The sequence below is a fragment of the Nocardioides mangrovicus genome (genome assembly GCF_003674065.1).
GTDB lineage: Bacteria > Actinomycetota > Actinomycetes > Propionibacteriales > Nocardioidaceae > Marmoricola > Marmoricola mangrovicus.
In genome coordinates this window covers 297815-312887 of sequence record NZ_RDBE01000006.1, presented here as the reverse complement: position 1 = coordinate 312887, position 15073 = coordinate 297815, and the positions used below count along the sequence as shown (strand labels likewise).

General features: G+C 68.0%; 12 protein-coding genes. 4 read left to right on the top strand and 8 right to left on the bottom strand.

Annotated features, from left to right (window positions below; genetic code table 11):
• Window positions 1-320 precede the first annotated feature (320 nt).
• A complete protein-coding gene (gene mobF, locus D9V37_RS07400; protein WP_121805495.1) occupies window positions 321-3041 on the top strand; it encodes a MobF family relaxase in 2721 nt (906 codons plus the stop codon).
• A gap of 30 nt (window positions 3042-3071) precedes the next feature.
• On the opposite strand, the gene D9V37_RS07395 is transcribed toward mobF, so the two are convergent.
• A complete protein-coding gene (locus tag D9V37_RS07395; RefSeq protein WP_121805494.1) occupies window positions 3072-3944 on the bottom strand; it encodes a tyrosine-type recombinase/integrase in 873 nt (290 codons plus the stop codon).
• Window positions 3945-4115: 171 nt separating this feature from the next.
• Here D9V37_RS07395 and D9V37_RS07390 point away from each other — a divergent pair, with 171 nt between their 5' ends.
• Entirely contained in the window at window positions 4116-4745 is a 630-nt protein-coding gene (locus tag D9V37_RS07390) for a hypothetical protein (protein ID WP_121805493.1), read from the top strand.
• A 97-nt stretch (window positions 4746-4842) separates the two neighbouring features.
• Here the strand turns inward: D9V37_RS07390 and D9V37_RS07385 are convergent, their stop codons facing one another.
• The 4 genes from D9V37_RS07385 to D9V37_RS07370 are packed head-to-tail and all read right to left on the bottom strand — an operon-like array spanning window position 4843 to window position 9393.
• Entirely contained in the window at window positions 4843-6282 is a 1440-nt protein-coding gene (locus D9V37_RS07385; RefSeq protein WP_121805492.1) for an SAVED domain-containing protein, read from the bottom strand.
• Between the two features lie 50 nt (window positions 6283-6332).
• The gene (locus D9V37_RS20985) at window positions 6333-6806 is read right to left on the bottom strand and encodes a Mov34/MPN/PAD-1 family protein (RefSeq protein WP_121805491.1); all 474 of its coding nucleotides are present in this window, start codon (window positions 6804-6806) and stop codon (window positions 6333-6335) included.
• Window positions 6803-8362, bottom strand: coding sequence for a ThiF family adenylyltransferase (locus D9V37_RS07375; protein ID WP_121805490.1), 1560 nt, complete (start codon window positions 8360-8362; stop codon window positions 6803-6805). The genes D9V37_RS20985 and D9V37_RS07375 overlap by 4 nt, the downstream gene beginning before the upstream one ends.
• A complete protein-coding gene (locus D9V37_RS07370) occupies window positions 8359-9393 on the bottom strand; it encodes a nucleotidyltransferase domain-containing protein (RefSeq protein WP_121805489.1) in 1035 nt (344 codons plus the stop codon). The genes D9V37_RS07375 and D9V37_RS07370 overlap by 4 nt, the downstream gene beginning before the upstream one ends.
• Before the next feature lie 388 nt (window positions 9394-9781).
• Here D9V37_RS07370 and D9V37_RS07365 point away from each other — a divergent pair, with 388 nt between their 5' ends.
• Both D9V37_RS07365 and D9V37_RS07360 read left to right on the top strand, forming a co-directional pair.
• Window positions 9782-10012, top strand: a complete 231-nt coding sequence (locus D9V37_RS07365; RefSeq protein WP_121805488.1) for a helix-turn-helix domain-containing protein — start codon at window positions 9782-9784, stop codon at window positions 10010-10012.
• Between the two features lie 162 nt (window positions 10013-10174).
• Complete coding sequence (locus tag D9V37_RS07360) at window positions 10175-11356, top strand: tyrosine-type recombinase/integrase (protein WP_121805487.1); 1182 nt, start codon at window positions 10175-10177, stop codon at window positions 11354-11356.
• Here D9V37_RS07360 and D9V37_RS07355 read toward each other — a convergent pair.
• The 3 genes from D9V37_RS07355 to D9V37_RS07345 form a co-directional block, all read right to left on the bottom strand.
• Complete coding sequence (locus D9V37_RS07355) at window positions 11353-11742, bottom strand: globin (protein WP_158604407.1); 390 nt, start codon at window positions 11740-11742, stop codon at window positions 11353-11355. The genes D9V37_RS07360 and D9V37_RS07355 overlap by 4 nt on opposite strands.
• Before the next feature lie 5 nt (window positions 11743-11747).
• Complete coding sequence (locus D9V37_RS07350; RefSeq protein WP_147455890.1) at window positions 11748-14015, bottom strand: SCO7613 C-terminal domain-containing membrane protein; 2268 nt, start codon at window positions 14013-14015, stop codon at window positions 11748-11750.
• 84 nt (window positions 14016-14099) lie between these two features.
• Window positions 14100-15020, bottom strand: a complete 921-nt coding sequence (locus tag D9V37_RS07345) for a mechanosensitive ion channel family protein (protein WP_121805485.1) — start codon at window positions 15018-15020, stop codon at window positions 14100-14102.
• Window positions 15021-15073 lie beyond the last annotated feature (53 nt).

Genomic DNA, 15073 nt, shown 5'->3' with positions numbered 1-15073 from the left:
TGCGGGATCGATCCTGGAGGTGAAGCGCGGTGCTCGGACCGGCGCTGCCGAGAGTGGGCCGGGTAGCCGGCGTCCGATGGCGCGAACGCAGCCCTGCCGCCGAAGCCGACCGGCCCTGAACGCGGCAGACTAAGCGAGCACCGAGACACGCATCGCGGGCGTGCGTCATCGCCCGCTCGCTCAGCAGGGCGCGCGAACGCCACATCGAAACGCTCAAGAAAGCGGCACGTATGCTACAAAGGTTTGTAGATGAAAGGCCGCCCTCGGGCGGTCTTTCTGCATTCTTTGGGTCAATGATGGTTATTTGTGAATGGTGATGGATGCACGGTGGGATGAAGGTCTACCGGGGTTCTGCGGCTGCGGCGCGCTGCTACGTGGAGGCGGATCGGTCGCGGGCGGACGACTACTACCTGGCCGAGGGGACGGGTCTGGCCGACCGGTACGTCGCGACCGCTGGTCCCGCATCTGGTCGTGTTCGCGTGGTGGGGGAGGGGGAACGTGCTGGCAGGGGTTTCGGGGGAACTCTTATGAATCAGCGGCCTGCGATTGATGGGGACGCCTATGAGCGGTGGGTGGCCGGCTACGACGTCGAGGCTGGAGCCGACACGGGCGTGGCGAAGGGTCGATTGCGCAAGGACGGGCAGGGGGTGCGGTTCGTCGAGGTCGTGGTCAACGGTCCGAAGACGTGGTCGCTGGCGGCAGCCGTACACCCCGAGGTAGCTGCTGCGTATGACGGGGCGCAGGAGCGGGCGGCTCGTGAGGTGATCGGGTGGCTGGTCGAGCACTCGACAACCCGGGTGGGTCCGCGGGGGCGGCAGGTGCAGGTGCCGGTGGAAGAGCTGGAGGCGGCAGTGGTGCGTCACTTCACCTCCCGTGCCGGTGACCCGCACCGGCATCTGCATCTGCAGGTCAACGCCCGCGTGAAAGCGTCCGGGGGTTGGCGGGGGATTCACACCGTCGGGGTCCGCGACAGCCTGGACGCGATCAACGGCATCGGCCACGCGGCGGTCATCGCGGATCCGGAGTTTCGGGCGGTCTTGGCCGCCCACGGCTATCACCTCAATCTTGAGTCCGGCGAGATCGTCGAGCTGGTGGGGTTCATCGGTGCGTTCAGTGGCCGGACGGCGCAGATCGGGCGGAACGTCGACCGTTACGAAGCCCAGTGGCGGACCGAGCATCCCGGTGAGGAGCCGGGTGCGAAGCTGCAGCGGGCGTGGGACGCCCGGGCGTGGGCCGACGCCCGCCCGGACAAGGTCGTCCCCAGGGACGGACGCGAGTTGGGGGAACGGTGGGTCGAGGAGCTGGCCGAGCTGGGGTTCCGGCCACCGGAGCGTCCTGTCGGGGTGGGGGGAACGTCGATCGGTGCACTAGACCGAGAGGGACTGGTGGAGCGAGCGATGACGCGGCTGGGTGCCCGTCGCTCGGCGTGGAACGCCGCCGACGTCCGCGGTGAGATCGAGCAGCTCATCGCCCGAGCCGGTGTCGTCGTCGAGGGTGGGGTGCGTCGCGAGCTGGCCGAGGATCTCACCGCCCGCGCCCTCGAGCGGTGCGTTCCCCTCCTCGACCGCGATGACGTTCCCGAACACATCCGAGCCCTCACCTCACCGCGCGTCGTGGCGGTCGAGGACGACCTCGCACTGCGGTTGTCGCGGCGGACGCGACCGACCGCGATCCACGGTGACGTCGATGCACCCGGCCTCGACCCGGCGCAACGCGCTGCCGCGGCGGCGATCACCGGCACCGACCGCCTCGTCGTCGTCGAGGGTGCGGCCGGTGCCGGGAAGACCGCCATGCTCGCTGCCGCCCACCGTCACCTAGCCGGCGAGAGGCGGCGTCTGGTGGTGGTGACACCGACGTTGAAGGCCGCCCAGGTCGCCCGAGGCGAGGTCGGCGGTGATGCGTTCTCGGCGGCGTGGCTGATCCACCAGCACGGCTTCCGCTGGGACACCGATGGCCACTGGACCCGCGAACGCCAGTCCGAACCGCCACCGCAGGCGTGTCTGCGTCCAGGTGACGTGCTGGTGGTCGACGAGGCCGGGATGCTCGACCAGGACACCGCCCGAGCCCTCCTGGTCGTCGCTGACGAGGCCTTCTGCTCGATCGCGCTGGTCGGCGACCGCCACCAGCTGCCCGCGGTCGGCCGTGGGGGAGTGCTCGACCATGCCGCCCGGTGGACCGATCCTCACGCTGTCCATGTGCTTGACGAGGTCCACCGCTTCGCCGACCCAAGCTACGCAGCTTTGACGTTGCTGATGCGAACGGGGGAACGCAGTGACGAGGTCTTCAACCGGCTCCTTCAGCGCGGCGAGATCGCCGTCCACGCTAGCGACGCCGAGCGCCGCCAAGCCCTCGCCAGCGTCGACGGTCTGCTCATTGCCGACGGCCTGGAGGACGTCGCCGAGCTCAACGCTGCGGTCCGCCAACGCAGGATGATTGAGGGCACCATCAGCGCCCACGCGACCATAACCGATGCCGGCGAGCGTCTCGCCGTCGGCGACCGCGTCGCGACCCGTCGCAACGCGCCCGCCCTCGGAGTCGCCAACCGCGACACCTGGACCATCACCGCGACCGGTGCTGACGGGAGCATCACCGTCGGGGCCGGCCGCCGCAGCGCCGTCCTACCGCACGACTACGTCGCTCATCACGTCCAGCTTGCCTACGCCACCACCGTCTACGGCGCTCAGGGCGTCACCGTCGATACCGCCCACTTCACTTTCGGTGAGCAGACCGGGGCGGCGTCGGCATACGTCGCCATGACCCGCGGCCGACACCACAACGTCGCACACCTCGTCGCCGACGACATTAATCAGGCGCGAGCGCAATGGGCTGGCGCCTTCAGCCGCGACCGAGCGGACCTCGGTCCAAGCCACGCCGTCGCCCTCGCCCGTCAAGACCTCGAACGCTACGGGCCTACTGGTCGACTGCGACGGATCGGAAATGGCCCAGACGAGCATCTGACTGGCCAGCGACATGCACTTGAAGACCCCATCCCAGCCTCAACATCGGCCCGACTCGGCTCCAGGCCTCGTCCTGCGCGATAGAGGGCCTATCGCGGCGGCGTGCCGTGAAAGTTAGAAGCCAGCGACGTAGGCGGTGAGGAAGTGGACGCCGTGGCGGTCGAGGTTTCCTCGGGCGCCGACGTAGTGCTCGGTGGTGCGCGGGTCGGCTTGCGGGGCGAGGATCTGCGCGTCGCGTAGCGGGACTCCGGCGTCCAGCGCGTTGGTGATTGCGGCGTGACGCAGCGAGTGTGAGCTGATGTGTCGCGGGATCTCTGCGGCCCGGGCGATGCGCTGGACCGTCCGATAGACGTCACGTCGATCAACCGGTTCGCCGGTGAGTGGACGCAGGATGAGCGGTCCGGCGCTCCGCTGGCCTCGGCACGCTTCGAGGACCCGAAGGACCGGGACGGTAAATAGCATGGTGGCGGGTCTGTGGCCTTTGCCGACGAGGTGCAGGACGCAGTGGCCACGCAGCGTTTGGGCGTAGTCCTCGATCCGGACCGCTGCTGCCTCTGAGGCTCGCAGGGCGTTGATGCCAAGCAGGTAGGCGAGAGCGCCGTGGTGGACGGTGATCGTCTGGGCGACCTGTAGGAAGCGGATGAGTTCGAGCCGGTCAAGCCCTTGGGTGCGGGACTCGTCACGATGCACCTCGGGTAGCCGGGCGTAGACCGCTGGGTCGGAGGAGGTGAGTCCGTCGATCTGGGCGAACCGGAAGTACCCGCGTACCCCGTGCATCATCGTGACCACTGACGAGGCCATCAGGCCGCCTTCGGTCAAGGAGCGGATGTAGAGCTCGACGTTTGCCCGCTCGACGCCGATCAGGGCGTCGATCCCGTTGGTTTCGCACCAGTCGAACCGCCGGCGCAACTGGCAGGCGTATAGGTGGTGGGTTGGCCCGGAATAGCGGGTGAGGAACGAGACGGCGACAAGTTGCGCGGGCGTCATGTTTGCAGGCTGAACGGCATCAGCTCCCGAGGAGCGTCTTGGCTGGTCATTTAGTACTCCGCGGCGCTGCCGGGGTGACTTGCTGTGCTCGCCGTCGACGCAGCGAGGTCAAAGCATCGACGCTACGCCGCTCAACACTCCCGGCCGACCGGCCGTGACAAGGTGTTGGGTGTGACTGATGCCGAGGACGTAGCCCGCCGGGTTCGAGCCGTCGGCATCGAGGTTCAGGCGGTCACCGATTACGGCTGGCCGGGGCAGATCGAGCTCGCCCTGGTCGACTCGGTGATGTCGATCCGCGCGAGGTACGGCACCGAGACATCGGGAGTCTTGGGCCGTGTGTTGCGCTATCGCTCAGTAGTCGAGAGGCACCCGCTCGATGATCTGTCCGAGTTCAGCCGGCTCGATCCTGATTGGTTGCAAGGCTTGCTCGGTTTGCAGCGAAGTGGTGGGCGCCTCAAGTCGGAGGTGTGCCTCGACGTCGCAGGCCGCCTCCTGGACGCGGGAATCGCGAAGGCCTCAGACGTGGAGGTGGACAGTCCTGCCCACAAGTCCGCCTGGACCGGGACCGTGGGCCTCGGCTGGGTCACTTGGGAGTACTTCACGATGCTCCTCGGACGAACTGGGGTGAAGGCGGACACCATGATCATTCGATTCGTGTCCAAGGCGATCGGAGACGGGACCCTAGACCCGAAACGGGCCCACGGCGCCGTAATCGGTGCTGCGGAACTCCTGGGAGCCCAGGCACGCGACCTCGACCACGCAATCTGGCGTCAGGAGAGCGGGCGAGCGGTCCGCCGGTAACCAATTGGCGGGAGGCCAAGCGGCTCACGCGGCGGCATGATGCACTTGGCGAACGGTATTCAGGTCCTAGTCACCGATGAGTGGCGCGCACCGTTGGTCATGCTTGGACGACGAAGGAGGGGACGTACCCTGCTCCAACTCCTCGGTGTTCGTAGACGATCGTTGTCGTGACAGCGTTCCAGCGGTGCCCGAGGAAGACTGCGAGTCCGTTGGGACCTGCAACGAACAGGTGGACCCTCCTGTCGGTGCCACCTGCGGCGGCGAGCGCTGCGCGTACTCGTTGGCGAATCTCACTGGCGATTCCGACTGCGTGGCCGGGGCCGAGAACTGAGGTGTCGTGCTCTCCTTCGTCGGGTATGTAGGTCCGGAGTTCGGAGACGGGCGCTTGTTGATCCTTGAGGTAGCGCAGGACGTCGTCTGTAGCCGTTGCAGCTGTAGCAACAAGGACGGCTAGGTCGTCCCCTTGCCCGATGGCGGTGGGGTGTTCCTGAATGTGCGGGGCTTGCCGGGCTGCGTCGGTTGCCCACCATGTTGGACCTTGCTTGTACTCGAGGTCGAACCCGCGAGTCTTCGGGAAGGAGTTGCCTACGAGGAACGCGGTGGCTTGGCGAAAGTGGCCGCGGATGTGAACGCGCCGGTACCCCTCGGCTTCGATGGTGTCGGCGGCTCCGCGGATGTCGGCTGCGGCATGTTCGTACATTGCCGGGTCGGTGCGGACTCGGCGTAGGGCCGGGTCGGTCTCGGCGTAGTGAGATACCCAATTCACGTTGACGGTGGCTGCTTCGGGGCTCCGGTCGTGGTCGATGTCTTCGACGAGCACAGTTGCGGTCGGCGGTTGAGCGGATAACCCGAAAGCTTCGACAACCGCGAGGACGTCAGTTTCGGTGGCTTCGCGGCGGCCGTCGCGTACCCAAGCGCCAGCGGCTCGAATGCCGTTGTCGAGTGCAACGTCGGTTCTCGCTAGGCCAGCTGCCAGCATGAGGGCCTTTGCGTTTTCACGTTCGCCGGCAAGGTCGCGGCCGGCGCGAAAACGAAGTTTCGACAGCATCTCCAGGAGCCCGTCGCGTTCGACTTGGAGGTGTTCGGCCCAGGTTGTGAGCGCCTTCCCGGCGCTGGATCCGGAGGGCTGGTCCATTGCGAACGGGACGAGCATGCCGGTACGGCCGTCGATCTGTGACAGCAGCGGGTGTGCGGGGTCGGCCGGCCGGTTAGAAAGGAGCTGCATCTGGAAGTGCGCTTGCCCGGCCCGGTCACGGAGCCCGACGTAGGAGCTGTACAGCTTGTTGAGCAAGGACCTTGTGCCTGAGCTGGGAACGCTCGTCATGTACTCCTCGTCGAGGAAGTTGGACTCCCGCGTAGTCCATTTGAGTTGCTGGAACAGGTCGCCCGCTTGGTCGGGATCCTTGGTCCGTAGAACGACGTCATCGAGGTTTCCGAGGCCGTTCATCTCCATCTGAACCGATTGGTACTTCGGCCCGGGCACGATGAGCTGGACCGCGGCCGCCCACGCGGCGAGATCTTGGAACTCATCACCCATGCGTCTCACGCCGGATGCTGACGACCTCCCTGCTGCGGGCCCGACGTTGCTCAACTTGTCTGATCCTTTTGGTTGATCTCCTCATAGGTGATCAGCGTGGTGCGTGCTGCGCTGCCGCGTTGGGCTGTAAGGACATCGAGGGTCTCGTCGCTTCGATGAACGATTAGCACGAGTGACTTCTGCGTGACCCGGGAGTCCTTCTTGAGGCACCGTTTGTCCGTCGTGCTCGCTCCGACGGGAGCTGGGTGGGCGTGCCAATCGCCAACGTATCCGAGCCAGGGATGTGCAGCCTCCGACAGCCACTTGGTGAGTGCCTCGTTGGCCCGTGTCTCGCTGCGAGTCCAGCTGGTCTGGGTAGCGCTAGGGTCGGGGACTTCGAGGGCGTGGCGGACCACGATGATTCCGCCATCGGTCCAGCCCAGGAGGAGTCCGCCGGTTTCTTTCGGTTCGCTGCGCCGGGCAGCCGCCGTAAGCGCTCGAGGAACGTAGGGGTGCAGCGATACGCGCTGTCGCCGCCCGATCACGCTGGGTCCTCCTCGGTCAGGGACGTCAGTCGCCCGACGACGTCGTACGGCGCTTCTGGCTGAGCAACGAGCACCTCAACGGTCGTTACCGGCGCCGACCCCTTCTGCCGGAGCTCGAGGGTCGCAACTTCAACAGCAAGGGTTGTTGCGCGCAGCACCGATGCCGGCGGCGTCACTGACACAGGGCTCCCGCAGCCCGGGTCTTCGAGTTGGGCCTCAGCTGGGTCGCGCTCTAGCGGAGGTAGGTGTTCCTCCGCCGCGTTGACGGTCAGCCGGTCCACACGAATCACTTGACCTTGACGTTGGACACAGGCGGAAATTACGGAGCAATCACCACTACTGGCTTCCTGGCCCGCAGCGGCGACAGCGAACAGGCTCGTCGCACGAGCATCCGCGGTCGCATCCAGCACCAGGTCGTGACTGGCGACGATGCGACGGGCAACGGCCAGGGTATTCACGTTTCCCGGGTGACGTGCCACCGCCTCCTTATCGGCGCCGAGTCGAATCAGTTGATCACGCACAACATCGACTTTGGCAAGCCCGACCTCGTCAAGCGTTCCGACGTGCCGCACTACGTTCCCGGGCAGCAACCTTTCGGCGTCGTAGAGGACGAACTCACGAACTCCGGACCGGAATAGCAGGTCGGCGGCGAACGACCCGATGGCCCCGCAGCCGATGATGGCGACCGATGCATGAGCCAGATTTTTGGCCTGCGGTCCGGCGCGCAGAGACCTGCCGCCGGGCGACTCGTCAGCGCACTCGCATGCCTGAATGACCCCCTGTCCTCGAAGGCGAACGACCAACACCCCCGGCTTTCCGTTGCGGGTGTAGCGAAGATGCACGTACCGGACCGCCTGCAGGGCTGCCAGGTAAACTAGACGGTTCGAATCGGCGACGACGCCGAGCAGGTCCTGCCAAGAACTGACCGGCCGGCTCAGCTCACCGACATCCTCGATCCAGCAGGCACCCGCGTCCTTACGTCGCACCTGACTGGGCTTCTTCGGGAGTGTCTTCCCAACACGAGAGACGTCGCTGGTTATTCGGACCGTTGCCGGGGCCTTCATGCCGTGAACCTGCATCAGAACAAGGTCTCGTTGGGAGGTGTCGTCAGAATCGAACAGGACCAGCTCATGGCAACTTGGCAAGTACCGCTCGAGATCGCACGCGTCGTCATCGAGCCACCCAGCTTCGGTGTGGTCCAACCATCCGCGAATTTGGGCGAGGAGGCCGTCCGCGGTGAGCCAGGGTGCGTGCTCGACGGGATGGTCTCGCTCCCACAGGCAGAGGTTCCCAGACAGGGACGGGTCGGCGTCCAGGTCGGGGCGATCGACGTGAAAGGTGACATCGACGCCTGAGTCGCCGACGAGGTTCACGGTCGGCGGCGCGAACGGGAACGCTGCACCGAACGTGATCTGGACCTTGGTCGTGCGCATCTGACCCAAGGCTGTCGCCCACGCGACCTCACCGCGCAGACGAACTCCGTCGTCGGAGAAGCCGGCGGAAACGAGTTCGTCGGCGAAGGTCTCGCGAGTCGGCAGATACGAGTCACCGGTCATGCGTACCGGCCGTCACCTGCCGGGACGGTCGAAGAACCGGGCTTGACCGACGACGTCGTCTTATAGGTGCCGTCCGGGTTGCAGTACTCGGGCAGCGGGAACACGTGCTCCTCGGTCTCGGTGTTCTTCGTGACGCCGAGGAGCTTGCGCCACATGACCGCGGACTCACACGTGCTCTTCTCCAAGAGCGCCTTTTCGGCCAGGTCGGCTGCCTCGGCGAGCGCGACCGCGGCGGCATCGATCTCGTCATCGGTAGCCTTGGTGGAAATAATCTTCCCCTTCAGGGTCGGGTCGGCGAGACCGCCCTCCTCAACGATCTTGGCCATGGCGTCCGCGACACCGCGCAGCACCTGGGTCAGGTAACCGGCGACCGTTTTATGGTCGGGCTGGAGGTCATTAAAGACGTGCAGGGTGACGACCTCGATGTAGAACCCACCGGGGTGGTCGCCCAGGCAGGTGCGCCGGATCTGTCGCATCAGTTTGACCACGGGGACGTAGATGCCGGGCTTCTGGTCGCCGTCGTCGAGGACAAACTCCTTGTTGGCTTCGGTGGACAGCTTGGTCATCCGGGTCGGGTTCGTCTCGACCCAGGTTGCGTTGCCGTCGTCCTCGATCTTCTCCGGGATCTGCCAATGGTCATCCGGGTGGTCAACACAGGGACGCGCGATGACGATGTCCACCGACAGGTCGAAGTTGAGGAACTCGATCTTCACCGACCGCCGCTGCCGCTCGACCTGGTTCGGGAACGCCGTCTCAAGCACATCAGTCACGTGGTCCAGGATGTCGCCAGGTCGCAGCGTCTCGTCGGCCTCGGTCAGCCGCGCGAACACATCGACGTCCTTGATGCGCTTGATGGACACGTGCCGCTTGTACGAGCCGATGAGAATCGGGTCCACCCCGAGCTTCTTCAGCCGGTCGTCAGCCTTGAGCGCCTTGGTGACTTCTTTGTGCGCCTCGATGGCGTTCCCGACGTCATCATCCGGCTCGATGTTGCTGAGCGCGTCACTGAATTGTGCTGCAAGGGTCGTCATTGACCCTCCTTCATCTCGGGGGTTTCAGACTACGAGAGCCCTCCGACACATTTGCGCCGCGCATTCTGTAGAAAGCGACATCACTCGATAACGGCAAGCCAGATCTTCGGGGAGAGTCGGAGCCGCCCTTCGGCCGCACTCGCGCCTGGCGCGATGGCGCGTGTCATTCTGGGCGGATGGCCCGCCGACCGCAGGCAGCCCAAGATCGTCAAAGGTCTCAAAGACGATCCCCGGGTCGTTCTGCGGGTGCGACTCAGTGAAGCGGCGACGCTCTCGGGCCGAGACTGCCGGGCAGGTCACTCTCCACAAGACGCCAATCACAAAGGACAAGCACTGGAAGTTCGGGCCTAGGTGAGCACGCCGGCACCGTCCGTTGCGTTCTGTACCCATGAACGTTCCCAGTGCACTCACAGCTGATCTCGACCGACGCGGCGACAACGAGCTCCTCACTTTGAGCGAAACGGCCGCGATTCTCCGCGTACCGGTCAACACCGTTCGCTACTGGCGTCAGCTGGGGACGGGACCGTCCTTCTTCAAGATCGGCCGGCACTTAGTGACCACCGCCGCCGACCTCCGAGGATGGATTGCCGAGCAGCGAACTGGTGCTGGCGTGGTGTGAGAACCACGGGATAGAACAGCAAGACCGGCCAACCGAGGCGGCGCCGCCGGTTCGAGTGCCGCAGTCAGCCGGAGGACGTGGTGCACGCGGTGTACCCGAGCCCGTGGAGTCGCAGCGCTTCGGACGGGGAGCCTGCGAACACCGAGACCTAGGAGGCTCGAGATGGCCAGCATCAGTAGGCGCAACACCGGCGGTAAGCCTCGCTACGACGTCAACTACCGCGAACCTGATGGCCGAGCGCGTCGACGAACCTTCACGCGAAAAGTCGACGCCGAGATCTTCCGCGCCACCGTCGAGGCCGACAAGGCGCGCGGGACCTACTTGGATCCCGACGCCGGACGGATCACGTTCAAGGCGTACGCCGAGCAGTGGTTGGCTAATCAGTCCACGGAACCGACCACCACTGAGCGGGTTCAGGGTCGACTTCGGGTGCACGTCTATCCCGTCCTGGGGTCGAAGTGGCTTTCGCAGATCAAGCCGTCGACGATTCAGGCCTGGCTGGCTGGACTAACGGGGGCCGCAAGTACGCGTCGCGTCGCTCTCAGCACCGTCTCCACGATCCTGTCTGCTGCGGTCGACGACGAGCGGATCGCGAAGAACCCCTGCAAGGCCGGGTCGGTGTCGCCGCCGAGACGCGACGTGCGTCGAATCGTGCCGTGGTCTGCTGAGCGCGTTGGCGACGTCATGAACGAGCTCTCCCCGCGGTACCAGATCTTGGTCGCGCTGGGAGCGGGGCTTGGACTTCGGCAGGGGGAGATCTTCGGGTTGTCGCCGGACGACGTCGACTTCCTGCGCGGGACCGTCACCGTGAGGCGTCAGGTCCGTCAGGTGCGTAGCAGGCTCGTGTTCGCAGCACCGAAGGCCAACAAGACGCGGACTGTCCCGCTCCCGTCGTCCGTCCGCGACGCACTGGCCGCCTACCTAGCGCTGCATCCGGCCGCCGCCGTCACGTTGCCCTGGTCCGAGCCCGGCGGGGAGCCGGTCGAGGTGTCGCTCGTCGCCCGCGGGCTGCACGGCAGCGCTCTCAACCGCAACTCCGTCAATCACTACGTCTGGAAGCCGGCGCTGCGAGCTGCGGGCGTCGAGCCGACACGTGAGAACGGGATGCACGCCCTGCGGCACCACTACGCCAGCGTCCTGCTCGACGCCGGCGAGAGCATCAAGGCGGTCAGCGAGTACCTGGGCCATACCGACGCAGGGTTCACCCTCCGCGTCTACACGCACCTCATGCCGTCCAGCGCCGAAAGGACCCGTCTGGCGGTGGATCAGGCGCTCGGCTGCTACATCAGTGGTACATCGGGCCTGGATGGGCCTGGCCAAACAGCTCCTGACCTGCGTCTTTAACCTTCGTCGAAGGTGTTGACCATGAACTGCGCGGCGTGGGTGACGTACTCCCAGAAGGTCGCGTCCTGCTCCGGGGTGAGGTCGGCCTCGTCGAGGGCGGTGCGAAAGCAGCGCAACCAGTGCTGGGCCGCGGTGGGGGTGACGGCGAACGGCGCGTGCCGCATCCGCAGCCGGGGGTGGCCGCGTCGCTCGGAGTACGTCGTCGGGCCGCCCCAGTACTGCTGCAGGAACAGCGTGAACCGCTCCTGCGCCGGACCGAGGTCCTCCTCGGGGTAGAGCGGGCGGAGCACCTCGTCGTCGGCGACGCCCTCGTAGAACCGGGCGACGATGCCGGCGATGACCTCGCCGCCGCCGATCTCGTCGTAGAAGGTCGTCGCGGCGTCCACGACGATCACCGTAGCGAGCCGACGAACCGCCCCGCCGTCCGCAGGTTGGCGACCGAGCGCTCCCACAGCACGCCGACCGTCAGGCAGGCCCCGCCGGCGGCGCCGAACAGCAGCCAGGCGCCGAGCGGGTCGGCCAGCACGTCGGCGGCCAGCGGCAGCAGGAACCGCAGCGCGAGCACGACGAGCACCGCGGTGCCGTGCAGCACCGGTGCCTGCCAGCGACGCTCGAGCCCGACGCCGAGCGTGATGCCGGCCCCGACCACCACCAGGGCGGTGCGCAGCGAGCCGGGGTCGCCGAGCGAGAGCACCAGGCTGGGCAGCAGGGCCAGCGAGAGCCCCGAGCCCAGCGGGCGCCACGAGCCGAGCCCGGGGTCGCGCGCCAACCGCCAGGCACCGACGCCGAGCAAAGCCGCAGCGGCGGGCAGCGCGTAGAGCTCGGGGGCCGGGGTGTGGGCGACCAGCACCCGCACCGCGGTGGCCGCGACCAGGACGCCGCTGCCCACCCAGCCCAGGTGGTCGCGACCGGTGCGCACGATCGCGGCGAGTGCCGTCGCGCTGCCCATCAAGGTGAGCGCCAGGGCCACCCGCCCGGCGTCGCCGTAGGTGGCCAGCAGCGCGGTCAGCCCGAGCAGCGCGGCGCTCATCTCGGCCCAGCGCTCGTCGCGCTCCCGTGCGCTCACCACAGGAGCCAGCAGCACGGTGACGGATGCCAGCGCCACCAGCCCGAAGCCGACCCAGCTGCTGGTCGGGTCAAAGACGCCGGCCAGGACGGCACCGAGCGCGGCCGGCGCTGTCGCCGCCACCGGCCAGGCGCCGCCCGCCCGCAGGCCACCGGCGAGGAGCAGGACCGCGGCGGTCCCCAGCGCCGCCGCGACCCCCCACACCGGTGCGCCGCCGCCCACGAGCGCGGCGCTCACGCCCACCAGCAGCCAGCCCGGCAGCAGCTCCAGCAGCGTGGCGCGCATCCCAGCCGCCAGCACCACCCACGCGGCCAGCGCCACCGTCACGGTGCCGAGGAGGACCGTCCAGGAGGCGGCGTCGTGCCACCGCTCGAAGGCGGCCGTCGGACTGACGCCGCCCGGGTGCGAGCCGACGAGCTCCAGCGTCGGCAGTGTGGCGGCCAGCACCACGAGCGCGGCTCCGATCACTGCGGCGAGGCCCGCGAGCCAGCGTGCGGCGTCGGACCAGACGCTGGCGCGGGCGACGACCAACCCGGTCAGCGCCAGCAGCACCAGGCACGCCTGTACGGCCTGCACGGTGTCGGCGGCCGAGCCCGGCTCGAGACCGGCCACGGCCAGCGCTACCAGGCTCGCCAGGGCGGCGGCCGTCCGCCAGCCGCGGCGGAGCCGCGTGACCAGCGCGGGGACGGTGGCCAGCAGCGCGGCCGCCAGCAGCTGCCACCACTGGCCGTGGGACCAGTACGCGGTGCGGTCGATGGTCCCGTCGCCGCGGAGCCAGCCCTGGACGAGCACGTCGAGCCACGTCAGCACGGCGAGCACCGTGGCGCCCACGGCCGACAGCCTCGCCCCGAGCCGCTGGAATCCGAGCGCCACGCCGGCGAGCACCACCACGCCCACCACCGGTCCGAGCGAGCTGCCCCATCGGCCGCCCCAGAAGCCGGCCGCGGTGACCACGCCGCCGGCCAGGACCACCAGCACCTCGGGGGCGAGCGCGTGCCGCAGCGGCGTACGCCTCACCAGCAGCAGCGCGCCCAGGCCGAAGGCCGCCACGACCAGGCCGCCGGCGATGGTCATCGGCCGTGTGCCCACGGCCTGCAGCCCGAACAGCCCGGCCCGCCAGGCCGCGGCGACGTCCAGCGCCAGCACGGCGCCGGCCAGCGCCCAGATCGCCTCGGCGGAGCCGCGCAGCCCGCGCCGGGAGAGCAGCTGGGCGCCGGCGGTGACGGCGCCGGTGAAGCCGGCCATCAGAAGCGCCTTGACCCCCAGCGGCAGCACCGTCCAGGTGACGGCGAGGAAGAGGCTCACCGCCACGAACACCAGCAACCCGCCCAGGGCGAGCAGCAGGGCCGGCACGGTACGGCCCGTCACCCGGGGCGCGGCGGCCGGCGCGGGCCGGCTCACCGGCATCGGAGCCACGCTCGGCGCGGGCACCGCCCGCAGCTGCTCGACCAGCCCGTCGGCGGTGAGCATCGCCTGCCACAGCCGGTCGGCCAGCGGGCCGCGCAGCACCAGGTCGCAGGAGGCGCAGGTGGCGTTGGGGAGCACCCGGCCACGGCAGTCAGGACACAGCGAGGGGTCGGCGAGACGACTCATGCCACCACGGTCCTGCGCCCGACCCGGACGCACAGCCGGCCGCGGACTCATCCCTGGCTGAGTACGACTACTCAGCCGACCGGCTCAGACCGCGACGGACTCCTCGGAGCGCTGCCACACGACGCGCTGGGGGAGCGGGATCTCGATGCCCTCGGCGTCGAAGCGGTCCTTGACCCGCTCGCGCATCGCGCGGGCGATCAGCCACTGCTGGCCCGGCACGGTCTTGAGCACCACCCGCACCAGCACGGAGTCGGCGTCGAGCGACTGGACGCCCCAGACCTCGGGCTGCTCCAGGATGTCGCCGCGGTAGTCGTGGTCGTCCCACAGCTCGTGGCCGACCTCGGCCAGCACCGCGCGCACCCGCGCCAGGTCCTCGTTGTAGCCGACCGGGATGTCCAGCACGGTGCGCGCCCAGTTCTGGCTCATGTTGCCCACCCGCGCGATCTCGCCGTTGCGGACGTACCAGACGGTGCCGTCGATGGCCCGGATGCGCGTCACGCGCAGGCTGACCGCCTCGACGGTGCCGGTCGCGTCGCCCAGGTCGACCACGTCGCCGACGCCGTACTGGTCCTCGAAGATCATGAAGATGCCCGAGAGGAAGTCCTTGACCAGCGTCTGGGACCCGAAGCCGATGGCCACGCCGAGGATGCCGGCCCCGGCCAGGATGGGCGCGACGTCGTAGCCCAGCTCGCTGACGACCATGACCACCACGACGGTGAACACGACGCCCGTGACGATGCTCTTGATCAGCGAACCCATCGTCCGCACCCGCTGGCCGTGCCGGGAGGAGGCCGTGACGTCACCGCTGTTGCGACCCTTGCCGATGCGCGCGGACAGCGCTCCGCTGGTGGCGCCGGCGACCACCCGGTCGACCATGCGGTGCATCAGCCAGCGGGCCACGACGCCGACCAGGACCAGCACCACGATCGCCAGTGGCTTCCCGATCAGCCAGCTGGTGGGCAGGTCGGAGGGGTCCAGGTCGAGATTGCCGATCGCGAGAAGCATTTCGCCGAGGTTACGGAAGCCCACCGACGCATCCCAAACCCGAGCGTGCGGAT